General features: G+C 44.4%; 13 protein-coding genes. 10 read left to right on the plus strand and 3 right to left on the minus strand.

Features of this window, described 5'->3' with window-relative positions; genetic code table 11:
* The first annotated feature begins 52 nt into the window (after positions 1 to 52).
* Positions 53 to 1,378, plus strand: a complete 1,326-nt coding sequence (gene hisD, locus F6K49_RS13800; RefSeq protein WP_293097378.1) for a histidinol dehydrogenase — start codon at positions 53 to 55, stop codon at positions 1,376 to 1,378.
* 246 nt (positions 1,379 to 1,624) lie between these two features.
* Here the strand turns inward: hisD and F6K49_RS13805 are convergent, their stop codons facing one another.
* Positions 1,625 to 2,893 carry an FIST N-terminal domain-containing protein gene (locus F6K49_RS13805; protein WP_293097381.1) on the minus strand — a complete coding sequence of 423 codons (1,269 nt, stop codon included), beginning with the start codon at positions 2,891 to 2,893 and terminating at the stop codon, positions 1,625 to 1,627.
* 957 nt (positions 2,894 to 3,850) lie between these two features.
* Here F6K49_RS13805 and F6K49_RS13810 point away from each other — a divergent pair.
* A complete protein-coding gene (locus F6K49_RS13810; protein WP_293097384.1) occupies positions 3,851 to 4,075 on the plus strand; it encodes a Calvin cycle protein CP12 in 225 nt (74 codons plus the stop codon).
* Positions 4,076 to 4,078: 3 nt separating this feature from the next.
* On the opposite strand, the gene F6K49_RS13815 is transcribed toward F6K49_RS13810, so the two are convergent.
* A complete protein-coding gene (locus tag F6K49_RS13815) occupies positions 4,079 to 4,234 on the minus strand; it encodes a hypothetical protein (RefSeq protein WP_293097387.1) in 156 nt (51 codons plus the stop codon).
* 27 nt (positions 4,235 to 4,261) lie between these two features.
* On the opposite strand from F6K49_RS13815, the gene F6K49_RS13820 reads away from it, so the two are divergent.
* From F6K49_RS13820 to hpsO, 8 genes are all read left to right on the plus strand, one after another.
* The gene (locus F6K49_RS13820) at positions 4,262 to 4,855 is read left to right on the plus strand and encodes a DUF3177 family protein (protein ID WP_293097390.1); all 594 of its coding nucleotides are present in this window, start codon (positions 4,262 to 4,264) and stop codon (positions 4,853 to 4,855) included.
* Between the two features lie 108 nt (positions 4,856 to 4,963).
* On the plus strand, positions 4,964 to 5,263 hold the full coding sequence (locus tag F6K49_RS13825) for a hypothetical protein (RefSeq protein ID WP_293097448.1): 300 nt from the start codon (positions 4,964 to 4,966) through the stop codon (positions 5,261 to 5,263).
* 383 nt (positions 5,264 to 5,646) lie between these two features.
* On the plus strand, positions 5,647 to 7,119 hold the full coding sequence (gene glmM / locus F6K49_RS13830; RefSeq protein ID WP_293097393.1) for a phosphoglucosamine mutase: 1,473 nt from the start codon (positions 5,647 to 5,649) through the stop codon (positions 7,117 to 7,119).
* A gap of 435 nt (positions 7,120 to 7,554) precedes the next feature.
* Positions 7,555 to 8,298: a glycosyltransferase family 2 protein gene (locus F6K49_RS13835; RefSeq protein WP_293097396.1), complete on the plus strand. Its 744-nt coding sequence runs from the start codon at positions 7,555 to 7,557 to the stop codon at positions 8,296 to 8,298.
* Positions 8,299 to 8,379: 81 nt separating this feature from the next.
* On the plus strand, positions 8,380 to 10,143 hold the full coding sequence (hpsL, locus tag F6K49_RS13840) for a hormogonium polysaccharide biosynthesis protein HpsL (RefSeq protein ID WP_293097398.1): 1,764 nt from the start codon (positions 8,380 to 8,382) through the stop codon (positions 10,141 to 10,143).
* A 167-nt stretch (positions 10,144 to 10,310) separates the two neighbouring features.
* Positions 10,311 to 11,291: a hormogonium polysaccharide biosynthesis glycosyltransferase HpsN gene (hpsN, locus tag F6K49_RS13845; RefSeq protein WP_293097401.1), complete on the plus strand. Its 981-nt coding sequence runs from the start codon at positions 10,311 to 10,313 to the stop codon at positions 11,289 to 11,291.
* Between the two features lie 356 nt (positions 11,292 to 11,647).
* On the plus strand, positions 11,648 to 12,082 hold the full coding sequence (locus F6K49_RS13850) for a hypothetical protein (protein WP_293069049.1): 435 nt from the start codon (positions 11,648 to 11,650) through the stop codon (positions 12,080 to 12,082).
* Positions 12,063 to 13,238 carry a hormogonium polysaccharide biosynthesis glycosyltransferase HpsO gene (hpsO, locus tag F6K49_RS13855; RefSeq protein ID WP_293042633.1) on the plus strand — a complete coding sequence of 392 codons (1,176 nt, stop codon included), beginning with the start codon at positions 12,063 to 12,065 and terminating at the stop codon, positions 13,236 to 13,238. The genes F6K49_RS13850 and hpsO overlap by 20 nt, the downstream gene beginning before the upstream one ends.
* 120 nt (positions 13,239 to 13,358) lie before the next feature.
* On the opposite strand, the gene F6K49_RS13860 is transcribed toward hpsO, so the two are convergent.
* Positions 13,359 to 14,786, minus strand: a complete 1,428-nt coding sequence (locus F6K49_RS13860) for a glycosyltransferase family 2 protein (RefSeq protein ID WP_293097405.1) — start codon at positions 14,784 to 14,786, stop codon at positions 13,359 to 13,361.
* Positions 14,787 to 14,903: the final 117 nt, after the last annotated feature.

The raw sequence follows: 14,903 nt of genomic DNA on the forward strand, positions 1-14,903 counted from the left end.
TATAAACCTGGTCTAGGACGAGCAACACTAGCGTGATGGGTACTCCGACTCCATGCTGCGAATCATAACTGAGCAGGCTGAGGCACAAACTGAACTGCGACGTATCCGCGATCGCACGGCTTCTGACCAAATGCTGAACAAAGAGGCAACTGTAAGGGAAGTTTTACAGGCAGTGAAGCGCCAAGGAGACGTAGCGCTCCTGCACTACACTGAGGAATTTGATCAGCTGAAATTGAGTCGAGAACAACTGCGAGTCAGCGGTTCGGAACTAGATGCGGCTTACCAACAGGTCTCCAAGGAATTACTCGATGCAATTCAATTAGCCGCCAGACAAATCGAGGCATTTCATCGACAACGAGTTCCCAAATCCTGGGTGCAATTTGGTGAAGATGATGTGGTTTTAGGCAAGCGCTACACTCCTGTAGATAAGGCTGGACTATATGTTCCTGGAGGTAGGGCGTCCTATCCCAGTACTGTGTTAATGAATGCTATTCCAGCCAAGGTAGCTCAGGTTAACCAAATTGTAATGGTTACTCCACCAAGACCTGATCAAAGCATTAATCCAGCTGTGCTTGTGGCTGCTCAGGAAGCCGGTATTGATGAGATTTACCGGGTAGGTGGAGCCCAAGCAATTGCCGCCTTAGCCTTTGGGACCGAAACCATTCCCAACGTGGATGTGATTAGCGGTCCGGGGAACATTTACGTAACCCTGGCTAAGAAACTGGTTTACGGTATTGTAGGGATTGACTCCCTGGCTGGTCCTTCTGAGGTATTAATTATTGCCGATGAGGCAGCTCATCCAGTTCATGTGGCTGTCGATCTATTGGCTCAGGCAGAACATGACCCAATGGCAGCAGCGATTCTCCTGACCACTGATGCTCAATTAGCCAAACAAGTGCAGGGGCAAGTCCAGCAGCAACTCAAAGACCATCCACGACGCCTGTTGACAGAAAAAGCGATCGCTCACTATGGTCTAATAGTTGTTGTTGATTCTTTAGAAGTGGCAGCACAACTGTCTGATGAGTTTGCTCCAGAACACTTAGAACTAGAAATTACCCAACCTTGGGACTTACTAGATTATATCCACCACGCTGGGGCAATTTTCCTGGGTAACTCAACCCCTGAAGCAGTAGGTGATTACTTGGCTGGACCCAATCACACCCTACCAACTTCAGGTGCTGCTCGTTATGCTTCTGCCTTAGGTGTGGAAACCTTTATGAAGCACTCCAGTTTGATTCAGTATTCCGACCGAGCCCTCCATAAAGTGGCTGGTGCTATTGAGACTCTTGCTGAAGCAGAAGGTCTACCATCTCACGCTGACTCTGTGCGCTTACGAACTCAGCTTGATGCTGGGGGGTCAAAGGGAGTAGAACAATAATATAACAATCATCTAGTTAAAGCTCTGTCAGTAGTCAGGTAGTTACTGATTGCCCATAATGCGCGAATTGAGAATTGAGAATTGAGAATTGAGAATTGAGAATTGAGAATTGAGAATTGAGAATTGAGAATTGAGAATTTATCCATTCTTCATTCTTCATTCTTCATTCTTCATTCTTCATTCTTCATTCTTCATTCTTCATTCTTCATTCTTCATTCTTCATTCTTCATTCTTCATTCTGTATTGTTACTCTTTAGCACGGAAAATCCCAAAAACTGAGGTGAAACCGTGCAAAAACGTACTACTGCCTACTGGCCCAATTTCCCCGTTACAGAAGAAGCCCGCCAGCTGAATATCTTTGATGTAACGGTGGAACATTTGGGAATCAAAATTTAGTTTACCGTAAAGCCCTTCTCCTCGCCCCAGACAGGAAAACATCAAAGCACCAGCAGCTTGAGTGGTTTTAGTTTGCTTTTGATAGTCCTCAAGCAGAAGTGCCAAGTCTTCCTCTGAAGTTTGAGCATCTCTGAGGTGGAACTGAATACGTTGACCGGGTCGAATCCGATCAGCAATAGCGATCGCACCAATCCTCGGATCTACACCTAACAGAGTGCGGATCAGAAAGTCTCCGGGATCCAGCTGTTGTTTAAACTCATCTCGGGCAACTCCGACAAAGAGTGAATGTTGTGCCAGCTTACGGTCTGCCTCATCCATACTTTGGATTAACTCGCGCAACACCATTAATGGGGGATGGGATGCTGGCTCACCGCTGGTGATCTTGCCTTGATCGAGGGCTGTCAATTCCAGCAGGATATTCTGGTCTGCTTTAGTCACCTGATAGGTTTGACCGATAGGACGACAGCCTTGAGCAACAATGGTTTCTAATACAACATTGCCGCTTAGAGCAACCCCCACAGTTCCTTCATGGTAAAGAGACTTTGCGACTTGGGTCTGGTCTTTCAGGCAAAACAAGCCATTCTTAACCATCATAGAGCTACCACTAGCCACTCCTCCTACCTTGACTGACCCTGGATAAGCATAATCCAACCCTTGGAGCAAATCATTAATTTTAGATGACGAGGGGTCAGAGAATAAAATAAACTGGGGCTGCTCTTGGGGGGAAATGCCAATCAAGTCCACCCAAGCATCAGGAGAACTATCCAAATCTGGCAAGGTGTCTCCAGGGATATGAAAGCTATGGACACTAACATCAGGCAAACAGGCTAGGCTGAGGCTTAGGGCTGGTCCTCCCTCAACTTCCACAGGCTGACCATTGGTGTTCATCCCAATGATGCCACTCCCACCACAACCAATCAACACGGGTAAAGACAATCGTTCCTGGAGCAGGGGGATGAGGCGAGCATACTCACTGGCATAGGCAGATGAGATGAACACCAGACCCAAATCTGCTCTTGAAGGCAAGGACTGTTCAAGGCAGTCTGCCACTTCGGCCACTGCCGCTTCTAATGATGCACGGGTTGATAGAGCATTTGCCCACTTGATCACATTAGCCATCTATATCTACCTATTTCACTCCCGATACCATTCCCTATGGAGGGGATTGGCCACTCCTCAAGGTTTTATGATAACGGTGAACTACCACAGACTTCCACTAAGCCTTACCTGATAATGAGCAGAGGATTTGCTGTGGGACACTTATATTAATATAACTTAATCTAAGTTAGTGTTTATCAAAAGAAGCGCGTTAGCGCGGGAACGAAACTGTTTTTATTAAGGCGCGCGGCCTCCCTTAAATTCCCAGTTCCTCTAACTCGAAGTCCTTCCTCAAGTCAGCCATGGTAAGAAGGGTAATGGCTAAAGGTAACTTCCACCCCAACAACCCTATTAAGTTAGCCCGGTGCGCTTGACCCATTAAGAATTAAATTCCCATGATTGTCGCACCGCTATGTCAAGATCTGTCGATTAAAAGGGAAATGGGTTAAGACTTCTAGAAGTGGTGTAAGCGACTAGGGGGTAAGGGAAAATTGGGAGAACCTTAAAAAATAAAGAACAAATTTGTGTTAAAGCATGTCTTTTGCTTTAACCTAAGAAATTAGAGTAGCTAATTGTAGTGCTCTTAGTTAATTCCCTGGTAATTTCTGGTTAATCTGGAATTTCCTAGCTAAGATGCAGGTAATGGACATTAGTCCGATAGTTGTAGTGGTCACGACACCTACGAATGACCGCAAGTTCGTAGACCTGTCGCTAGTAGTTAAGGTCAGGGAAACATGTGCTGCTAGCCCAACCAGCCTTTACAACATCACCGTTCCCGGAAGCGGGACAAAGTCTGACAAACATTACCCCTGATAGGAGTTGCACACGCGCCTAACCAACTAGGTCGTCTTTTCAACGAAATTACTAGTTATTAAGCCTCCTATCGTTAAATATTTTGCTAAGCGGGGTTGGTGACTACTACCCATCCTATCAGCAAAATAAAAATAGACATAATCAAGTTATAAAAGCGAAAGACAGATGAGCGAATTACAAGAGAAAATAGACCAAGAGCGTGAACAAGCTAGAGCCGTTTGTGATGCTGAAGGTTCGTCTTCAGCAGAATGTGCAGTAGCTTGGGATAACGTAGAAGAACTACAAGCAGAGGCTTCCCATCAGCGGCAAAATACCGAGCCCAAAAACTCCCTTGAGCAGTACTGTGATGATAATCCTGACGCAGCTGAGTGCCGGGTATATGACGACTAGACTTTAGGATTGTTCTGCTAAATACTCAGCAAAAAGGGTAGCAGGAGTAAATCCCCGATTAGGATTTGCTCCTGCTACCCTTTTTGGTGGCGTTCCTGGCCTGATGCTTTCCTTGGCTTTGTTTCTAGATTTCCAGTATGGGCATTGGTGCAATAACATAGATCAAGGTCATTTCGGCAACAAGCAATGCAAGATGAAATTATTCAATTACTGGTTTGGATGGACTACCGTTTGGCAGTTCTGTTCACAGTATTTATCCCCTTGATGCTGCTAATTTGGGCATTTTTCCAGAAAGCAGATGCGATGGTACGGCTGTTGATTATCTATTGGCGTGTTTCCAGTCTCCTAGCGATTACAGTTTACTTGTTGATTGTCGGTTGGCCGATTGGTTATGTGTCTGCTTTGAGCTCCCGTATTCTAATCCCGATCTCCCTGTGGTTTTGGATTGACTTGAATGAGGAGATTGATGATAGACCAGCTACTCCCTTGAAGCTAGCACTGACATCTTGGCGTTGGGCAATGACTATTTACTGTACTCTGGGGACAATTACCAGTATTCCATTTCTACGTTGTGCCTTTGTCCCAGGAGCAATCACATCTGGATTTTGTCAGGTGTTGAGGCAGCCGCCTTTGTTATTCAAACAGTATTTCCATGCTGGTTATACCCCTGGATTTTTGGGTTTTATGGGAATGGTGGGATTATTCTTCTATGTCCTTTACTTAAGCTATTTCGTTCTGTTTCGACTCGGCAAACAAGGACGATCAGCTATTGAACCATGAAATGGGTTTTGGCTTTGGATTTTTTAGAGCAGTAGCATCTTATTTGAGACTCCCCCGGCATAAACGCCGTGGGGAGTCTTGCTTCAAATGAAAACTCACAACTCACAGATGATGGATTCCATTGGTAGACGTCTAGAACAATACACCATCAAACGCCCAAAAGAGGTATTGATCGTTACCGCACAGATAGCTGGTGAACAGGATCAAATTGCTATTTTTAAAGGTTTTTCCAGTTCTTTAATGCGCCCGACATCCTTTGACCCAGATGTAGCGGTCTTACCAGCACAGGCAAAGATAATTAGCATAGATCGAGTGGCTGCTCCCTATAATCCACAGTCTCCTCGTTATCTTCACCAAGGACTGAGTTTGGAAACTATGGAAAAGTTGTTGGAGAATGCTGGTGTTTAATTCAGGATCATTGCCAGGTGGTGGCTGCTAAGTTCCGAGGGAGGAACGTAAATTTTGGTAAAGTTTTGCCCGAAGGCCCTTGGGAGCTAAGTGTATTTGGATTTAGTTAGTTAATTTTGATAAAGTCTTGCCAGAAGCCTAACAGGGGTAAATCTAGTTTGATCTAGTTAGTCAATGGTTGAGTAAATCTTTGATAAACTCTGGCCAAAGCGCTCACAGGGCTAAATGTACTTGGATCATAATCTGAATGTACTTGGATCATAATCTGATCACAAGCATGTATGGGATCACAACTATGGGTTGGATGTATTGATGAATATCTACCAAAGCAAAATAAAGTGTTATTCTCCACAGTGAGTGTGTAATGTGAGGAAATTGAAATTATGGTTACATCCCCTGTCCGTATCCAGGGATGGAATAGTGCTGAGTTCTCATCCAAGAATCAGCCAATGAACTGCCCCAATGTCAGGTTACCTTGGCAACCCCTAACTCTACCGACAACCCCATTATTCGGTACCGATGGCATTCGGGGACGAGCAGGAACATTGCTAAGTGAAGATTTGGCTTTACAAGTGGGTTTCTGGGCTGGTCTTGTGTTACAGGAATACTCAGCTGTACCAGGACCGGTGATTTTGGGGCAGGATTCGCGCAATTCTAGTGATATGTTGGCCACAGCTTTAGCTAAGGGGCTGACTACAGCAGGTTTAGAGGTGTGGCACCTGGGATTATGTCCGACTCCTGGTGTTGCCTACCTATGCAGTGCTACAAGTGCCATCGGGGGTGTGATGATTTCTGCTAGTCATAATCCTCCAGAAGATAATGGGATTAAGTTTTTTAGCGGGAAAGGCACTAAGCTATCTCAGGAGCTGCAAAAGCATATAGAAGCTGGATTGAGGGGTTTTACTGATCAGGGTGTAGTTAGTAAAACCCAAGGGAAGTATCACTATCGCCCAGGGTTGGTCACCGATTATGCCACAGCACTTCACCGTCCTCTGAAAGGAGTGACGAATTTACAAGGCATGAAGATTGTGCTGGATTTGGCTTGGGGGGCAGCAGTGCGACTCTCAGGACAAGTATTTGAGCAGTTGGGGGCACAAGTCATTTGCTTACATGACCAGGCAGATGGCGATCGCATTAATGTCAATTGTGGCTCTACTCACCTCGAACCGCTCAAAGCTGCGGTAAAAGAATACCAAGCAGATCTTGGGTTTGCGTTTGATGGTGATGCAGACCGATTGATGGCAGTAGATGCCCAGGGTCGCGAGATCAATGGAGATTACATCCTCTATTTTTGGGGTCAAACCTTACGTGCTGCCCAAAAGCTACCAGAAGACCTAATGGTAGCAACGGTAATGGCAAATTTAGGATTTGAACGAGCCTGGAAGCAATTGGGGGGTAAATTCCTACGGACAGCGGTCGGAGATCAGCATGTCCAAGCTAAAATGCTCCAAACTGGAGCTATGCTAGGGGGTGAGCAATCGGGACATATCATCTGTCACCATTATGGTTTGACTGGGGATGGCATGTTAACTGCTTTACATATAGCTTCTTTGGTGCGTGAATCTGGGATGACCTTAGGGGAGTTAGTAGACCAAAGTTTCCAGACTTACCCCCAACTACTGCGTAATGTCAGGGTAGAAGACCGAGAACGCCGACGTCGATGGCAAGAGTGTGAGGCCATCACGAATGCGATCGCAAAAGGGGAAGCTGCCATGGGAGACCAAGGTCGAATTCTGGTTCGTGCTTCTGGTACTGAACCCGTGATCCGGGTGATGGTCGAAGCGGCCAATTCTAAACTTGCTCACCACTGGACATCAGAGTTAGTTAATGTCGTTGAGCGATATTTAGCTAACTGATTGATCAAAATGTTTCCAGCAACTATTCTGAGCAGTTGCATAGTTAACTTGTATCTTTGTTAACTTAGATCGGTTCAGTGATCGGGTTGTGTTGACGGTTTATGGTTGACGGTTTATGGTTGACGGTAAATCATCAACCCTGATCTGAGTCTCTCTTCAGGAACTCCTTGCCCATCTACAGTCAAAAACTAGATCGGTGGAAAGCTTCAGGGAAAAGGGTTAACAACCTTGAACTTAATATTGAATAGGGGTGCATCGAAAACTATTGGCAGTATTTTCGTGATATTTATAGCTTACGAAATGCTTGATTACTTTCAAGGGTCCAATAACGCCATGGCAACCTCACCCTAACATTAAAACTCCCGTTACTTTGGCTCAAATAGTCAAATTCATGGGAGTTTTTTTCCCTGGTTTTTCTATCAAAATAGGTTAATCATGTTAGTTTTCATAATTCCACTCAAGAGTCGAAATATTTCCAAGTCTTGGGAACATGTATCTAAATTATTTGAACGCTGTGTCAAATCAGTATGTAATCAAACATCATCGGAATTTAGAGTAATCGTTGTTTGTAATGAAAAGCCACAGATTACATTCACTCATCCCCATATCATTTATCTTGAGGTTGATTATCCTACTCCGAAAGAGCAAAACCCCATCGCTATAGGATTGACAGACAAAGGGCGTAAGGTTTTGACAGGATCAACCTATGCTCGTCGATTTGACCCAACTCATGTTATGAATGTCGATGCCGATGATTGTGTTAGCAAACAGTTAGCGGAATTTGTTAGGAAAAATCCTCAGGACAATGGCTGGTTTATTAATAGAGGTTATAAGTATCGAGATGGAGAAGATTGTTTGTATTTAAAACGAAAACAATTCTATAGAATGTCTGGGACAGCGAACATTCTTAGATGGGATTTACTAGATTTACCTGAGAAACCTGAATATAATCGGGGTTATGGCTACTACAAGTTCTATATTGATCATGAGAAAGTTAAAAGTATTCTAGCCAACAAGGGAACCCCTCTAAAACCATTACCCTTTTCTGGTAGTGTTTATATCCTTGGTACTGGTGAGAATATATCAGCAAATGAAGACAGATTATCCTTTAACATCTTCAATCGAAAGGCGTTGAGCAAATCAATTTGTGATGAATTTGGCTTGTACAAGCTGGCTTAATCGTCCTAGAAGCACCAATTTCAACTTGATCATGCCAAATTAAGGAATAATAACATCGATAGACAATGGGATGGTTCTGCCATGGTCAAAGGTCGGTCAAAATCTAAGTCATCAAAGAAAGGGAAAACGCCATCTGAGACCACAACCTTAAATCTGAAGCAACAGTTAGCTCAAAAACGCCGAGCGCAACGGGCGCGTAAAGAAGTCATCCAAATTATTACTATGACAGCAGCTTTTGGAGCGATTATCGGGGTGTTGCTGGCTCTGGTGGTTGATCCTAAAGCTGGTGCAGCTGCAGTAGCTGGTCTGCCTTGTCTGGTTCTGTCCTATAAATATCCTCGCAAAGCACTTTGGGCATTCATGATCTATATGCCTTTTAGTGGCACAATCATTTACTCCATTGGCAATAGTCCACTGCTTCAGCTGGCTAAAGATGGTATCTATATCCCTGCTTTGATTGGTCTATTACAGCAGTGTAAGCAGGAAAGAAAACCGATCATCGTAGCCAAATCCCTAATGCTACCCTTAGGCATTGTGTGCGCATCAAGTTTGCTGACACTTTTGTTTGCTAATGGCTCCCAGCAACTACTTCCCCCTTGTTCAGATCTACCAGGGATGCGTAGAGGTATAACCTGCGAAGATGGACAGCCGATACTGATGGGAATTTTGGGTTTGAAAGTTTTTTTGGGATACATTCCCTTAATCTTTTGTGCCTACTACCTGATACGTAGCAAGAAAGAATTACTATTCCTCTCAAGGATGTTCACAGTTCTGGCTATTATTTGCTGTAGCCTTGCCTTTATTCAGTACATGATGCTCAAAACTGGTAGATGCGCTGGAACCCAATTCAGACACGGGGCTGCCTTATTCAAAGCTTCCCTAGATGCTAGATGTTTTGTGGGTGGGTCTTTATTGTATAGTCCTCAAGTGGGACAAATCCGCTTACCGGGAACCTTTGTTGCCCCTTGGCAGTGGGGCTGGTTCCTGATTTCTAATGCCTTTTTTAGCTTTGCTACTGCTTTCAGCGACCCCTCAGCTCGTTGGCGAAGTGTTGGTTTAGGTGCCATGGCATCGGTTTTTGTTCTGGCAGTAGTCTCTGGTCAGCGGATTGCTCTGGCTTTGGTGCCAACCGTAACTTTAATCTTGCTGGTTTTAACGGGTCAAGTCACTAACCTTAAACGATTTTTACCTATTTTGGGGGGATTAGGACTTTTATTGGGAATTGCTGCAACTGCTTTTCCTGAAGTAGTTCAGGAACGGATAGATAGTTTGATCGGTCGTTGGGAAGCTGCACCAGCGGATGATTTTATCCTTAATCAATTTGCTTTTACCTGGCATAGACTCAGAGGCTCATTAATTGGTCTGGGATTAGGACGAGCGACTAACTCTGCTCGTGTTTTCGGTAAAACCAGTTTGGTAGAAACTTGGTTTCCCAAAGTGATGCATGAAGTTGGTCCGCTGGGGCTGCTGACTTTTCTAGTATTTGTAACTGCGATTACTGTACTTACCTTCAAGGCTTACCGCTCAGTGAAAAACAAGGATTTGCGGAGTATCGGTGCCAGCTATTGGGTACTTATTTTGTTTATTAGCTACCAAACCTATTACTATCCCTTGGATGTAGATCCAGTGGCAGTCTATTATTGGTTGATTACTGGTGTTGTGCTCAAGTTGCCCGAAATCAATCGCCAAGAACAAGAGGAACTAGAGAAACTAGAGGCAGCACAGGCAAACGAGCCTCAACCTAAAAAGAAACGAGGTATGAAGGCATCGAAAAAGGGAAAAGGAAAACGGCAAAAGGGCAAAGGCAAACGACAAACGGTTTTTTCAACAGGTCTGCACGGATAACTGTTCCCTGTACTATGCTGGTATTGGTTTTACCTTTTAGCTTAAGAATTCTCGAACTTTCCATAAAACCACGGATGTCTAAGGATAGCATGTCACTTAAACTGTTATCGATTGTCGGCATTATCAGCAGTTAAATGCTTAAGGACAAAGTACTAAAAACAACGACAATGATTTCTGTAATTATCCCTACTTACGGACGGGAAGACCCTTTGCGGGATACCTTGGAAGATGTCCTGAAGCAAGACTACCCTGCTTTTGAAGTACTGGTTGTCGATCAAACTCGAACCCACAAACCAGAGATTCAATCTTATTTAGAGCAGCTGGCTAATGCTGGTAAGATTCGCTGGTTCCGGGTTGATTGGGCGAGTTTACCTGGGGCAAGAAATTATGGGGTAAGGCGGGCATCCGGGGACATTATTGTGTTTATCGATGATGATATCAAGATGCCACCGGGGTATTTAACTGCTCATGCTCGTAACTATGAACAATCCCCAGAGATTGGGGCAGTGGCAGGACGAGTATTTGACCGGATGAAGCTAGCGGAGAAAGGAGCAGCAGCAGATTCCCCCACTCCCTCTTACACTATTGAGGACTTGCCTAAGGAGGCGATGGACCCTGGGATTGCATGGTATTACATAGACTTAGTCCATACCGTTAAGCCCCAACGGGTTATCTCAGCCCGAGGCTGCAATATGTCTTTCCGCCGGGAGATTTTTACGAAGTATGGGCTGCACTTTGATGAACAGTTCCGGGGGAGTGCGGTTCGTGAGGAGTCGGATTTTTGTTTGCGATTTCGCCGTACTGGTTATCAAATTTGGTATGACCCAGATGCTTATTTAGTCCATTTAGGGGAAGAAACTGGGGGGTGTCATGATATTAGTACGCGATCGCTTGAGTATCAGTTGACCTTTTATCACAACCATTTCTTGATGGGGATGAAAAATCTTACCCTTAGTGAACAGCTACGGCTGTTTGGTCGTCTATTTGATTGCCACGTCTTAGGAAATCCTCCTTGTAATAAAAGTGGTTCCCCGATCAAAATTATTAGCCGTGCTGGTTTCTACATGTTGGGTTTTTTAAAAGCACTTGGTACACACATCAAATCTATCTGGGATGATGGTCAAATTTATACTCGGCTAGACCCTTAGAAGGTTGAAGGTTAAAAGGTTGAAGGTTAAAAGGTTGAAGGTTATAGGATTATACGGTTGAAGGTTAGACGGTTGAATCCAGTTTTTAAAACTTAAAACTACGATTAAATAAACCTAATCAGCTCTTGCCTTTTTAATGAAAAGCTTTAAAATTTAGGAGTCATACGTCAGGATATTAAATTCCTAATAATTTCAAGTGAATGGTGTTGTAATAACCAAAATTATTATAAGTATATTTGAAGCCAAAAACTAACTAAAAATACCTATTTTTTCCAGGGTTACCATTCCCTATTTACTAGTATTAAGTAGTTTGGTAATGCTTCCATAGCTAAGTTTAACTGAGATCTCGCACCATTGTGAGTAATCCTACATCAACCAAGCTGATTGATACTACGGGAACGCCAAGGGCGAACAACCTGCAACCTTCAACCTTCAACATCCAACCTTCAACATCCAACCTTCAACATCCAACCTTCAACATCCAACATCCAACCTCCAACCTTGGCCAAAGGCCACGCTACGCGAACAACCTTGGCCAAAGGCCACGCTACGCGAACAACCTTGGCCAAAGGCCACGCTACGCGAACAACCTTGGCCAAAGGCCACGCTACGCGAACAACCTTGGCCTTTCGGTCACGCTACGCGAACAACCTTGGCCAAAGGCCACGCTACGCGAACAACCTTGGCCAAAGGCCACGCTACGCGAACAACCTTGGCCAAAGGCCACGCTACGCGAACAACCTGCCACCATTAACTGTCAAAAAATTACCTATGAAAATATTAGTTGCTAGCCACTCCTATATTGTTGACCTTAACTGCGAGAAGTTACGAACACTCGCTCACTTAGAACCTAACATTGAGGTAACTGTGGTGGTTCCCCGGCGCTGGCGTCCTGGTGGTGTCCAAAATCGCATCATTGAAACCCAACCCCGTGAGGAAGGTTCATTTCGGGTGGTACCAGTGTCTAACTTTAGTGAAAATAATCAGGGGCTGCTGACATTTGGGCTAGATATTATCCCTTTATTGAAACAGTTTCGCCCCAATATTATTCAAGTGGAACAGGGAGCTAAGGCATTAGGTTATGCTCAATTTATTACCCTGAATAAGCTATTGGGACTGAAGGCGAAAAACCTATTTTTTACTTGGTGGAATCTGCCCTACCAGGTAAAATTTCCGGTGTCTGTGTTGGAAGGGTATAATCTGCGCCATACCGATGGATTGATTTGTGGGAATCAGGATGGGGTAGAAATCCTGCGACAACATGGTTATAACGGACCAGCTAAAGTAATGCCCCAATTGGGGGTAGATGAAAGCCTGTTTCGTCCCCAACCTCAGCCAGAGTTAAAACAGCAGTTGGGAATTCAACCCAATGACTTTGTGGTGGGATTTGTGGGACGGTTTGTAGAGGAGAAGGGATTACTGACTTTAGGTAAAGCCCTAGCTGGGTTATCTGGGATGCAGTGGAAGTGGCTGCTGCTAGGGCGTGGTCCCCTCAAGCCGATATTGATGGAAAAGGCGGCAGAGTGGGGAATTAAAGACCAACTGATTTGGCTTGAGAGTGTTCCCCATGACGAGGTACCTCGTTATATTAATGTGATGAATACTCTGGTGCTACCATCAGAGACTAATTATAAGTTTAAAACCTTAACTAGTGTAGGTTGGAAGGAACAGTTTGGTCATGTGCTGATTGAGGCGATGGCATCTAAAGTACCAGTAATTGGTTCGGATTCTGGAGAAATTCCCTATGTGATTGGGGATGCTGGGTTGGTGTTTCCTGAAAAGGATGAGTCGGAGTTACGACATTGTTTACAGCAGCTAATCAAGCAACCAGATTTGGCTGAGAAATTAGGAGATTTGGGTTATGCACGGGCAATGGAGCAGTATACGAATAAGGCGTTAGCTAAACAGCTGTTGAATTTTTATGAGGAATTAAGAATTAAGAATTAAGAATTAAGAATTAAGAATTAAGAATTGGGAATTCACCATTTTAGTATTAATAATTATCCATTCTCTATTATCTATTCTCCATTCTCCATTCTCCATTCTCCATTCTCCATTCTCCATTCTTCATTCTTCATTCTTCATTCTCCATTCTTCGCTACCACCTCTATGGACTGTTTTCACCCATTTCAACCGTTTAGGACGCACAGACATCCGAGCGGTTGTAGCGGCCATCACCACCATCCAGTGCAATAGATAAAGATTTCCCCTCAAGGTCTGCAATAGAGGAACCAACAGGTTAGAAACACCTAATCGTCGATTTTGATTGGTGCGGCGCAGCCCAACAAACATCCCAATCACTGATACGGTGACAGTTAGCCCAGTAATGGGGCTAAAAATAGGTAGACGGTTACGGGCAATAGCCATCAAACAGTCTGGTACAGCAGCAGTGGGCAAAAAGTACTGGATGATCAAGTAGGTAAATAAATCTAGAGTTTTCCGCAAACCTAGGCGGTTACTTACAATTAAACGCCAGTAATCTAGATAGCGCTGGTACCCTCCTTCTGCCCAACGGTTCCGTTGATGCCAGAGTGCGATCGCACTGGTGACTCCTTCTTCTTCTACTGGCGGGTAATTGAGAAAGCCAATATCCCACTGATCCAGGTGTAGGCGAATGGTTAAATCTAAGTCGTCGGTGATGGTTTCTTCATTCCAGGCACCGCAACGCTGTAGTGCGCAACGTCGGACAAACTGACCATTGCCCCGCAATTCACCAATCCCACCCACTGCTATACGTTGCTGTTGGAAATAGCTGTCGAGAGCCATTTCTGCCATTTGCCCTCGTGTCCAGAAATTCAGTGCTGCATTTGCGATCGCTTTTCTGACCTGCACTGCTCCCACTCGCGGGTTATTAAATAAGGGCAACACCCGCCTTAGCATATCTTTGGGAACTTTAGCATCTGCATCAAATACTGCTACAATCTCGCCTTTCGTTAAACCAAGTACCTGATTGAGTGCTCCTGATTTCCCTCCCCCGGCATTAGCACTCCGGTGCAGTACCTTCAACTGGTCGTATGTTGCTGCTAACTTATCTAAGATTTCTGGTGTTTGGTCAGTACTGTGATCGTCAATTACCCACAGTTCATACTGATTTTTCGGGTAGTCTAATTGACATAGAGACTTAACTAAATTACTGATGACACTTTCTTCATTTTTTGCTGCTACTACCAGAGACACAAAGGGAAAATCGTCTTTCTCCTCATCTAAAAAGGGTTGAGGGGTTTTTAACGGTCGAGCCAGCAAGAACCGTAGGCAATGAATTCCTAATATCGTTGTTAAGCCCAAGCTCACCCAGATCCCCCAAGACACCAAATGCAGTGCTATGGTTATGCACCACACTATGGTTAACACTAAAGCTGCTTTGCGTCGGCGTCCTTCTAGTCCATGAAAAAATAAGCTAGTTTCAAACTCTTCCTCTGACAAGTTAGACAGCATAGAGCCAAGTTGGTTCAGCTCTTGGCTTGGCGCTTTTTCTGACCACGAATTCTCCGACATAAGCTATTTACTGCAACTACCAACGAAGGCCACTGATGCCTTATTCTATCCGAAATTGTTACAAAATTGTTAAATTCTCTCAAGGAAAGTATACTTTAGGACATAATATATCATCTC

This window comes from Moorena sp. SIO3I6 (assembly GCF_010672095.1).

Bases quoted from the DNA above. Each gene is read 5' to 3' on its own strand.
- hisD (WP_293097378.1), top strand. From the start codon at position 53: ATGCTGCGAATCATAACTGAGCAGGCTGAGGCACAAACTGAACTGCGA.
- F6K49_RS13805 (WP_293097381.1), bottom strand. From the start codon at position 2,893: ATGGCTAATGTGATCAAGTGGGCAAATGCTCTATCAACCCGTGCATCA.
- F6K49_RS13810 (WP_293097384.1), top strand. From the start codon at position 3,851: ATGAGCGAATTACAAGAGAAAATAGACCAAGAGCGTGAACAAGCTAGA.
- F6K49_RS13815 (WP_293097387.1), bottom strand. From the start codon at position 4,234: ATGTTATTGCACCAATGCCCATACTGGAAATCTAGAAACAAAGCCAAG.
- F6K49_RS13820 (WP_293097390.1), top strand. From the start codon at position 4,262: ATGCAAGATGAAATTATTCAATTACTGGTTTGGATGGACTACCGTTTG.
- F6K49_RS13825 (WP_293097448.1), top strand. From the start codon at position 4,964: ATGATGGATTCCATTGGTAGACGTCTAGAACAATACACCATCAAACGC.
- glmM (WP_293097393.1), top strand. From the start codon at position 5,647: ATGGTTACATCCCCTGTCCGTATCCAGGGATGGAATAGTGCTGAGTTC.
- F6K49_RS13835 (WP_293097396.1), top strand. From the start codon at position 7,555: ATGTTAGTTTTCATAATTCCACTCAAGAGTCGAAATATTTCCAAGTCT.
- hpsL (WP_293097398.1), top strand. From the start codon at position 8,380: ATGGTCAAAGGTCGGTCAAAATCTAAGTCATCAAAGAAAGGGAAAACG.
- hpsN (WP_293097401.1), top strand. From the start codon at position 10,311: ATGATTTCTGTAATTATCCCTACTTACGGACGGGAAGACCCTTTGCGG.
- hpsO (WP_293042633.1), top strand. From the start codon at position 12,063: ATGAAAATATTAGTTGCTAGCCACTCCTATATTGTTGACCTTAACTGC.
- F6K49_RS13860 (WP_293097405.1), bottom strand. From the start codon at position 14,786: ATGTCGGAGAATTCGTGGTCAGAAAAAGCGCCAAGCCAAGAGCTGAAC.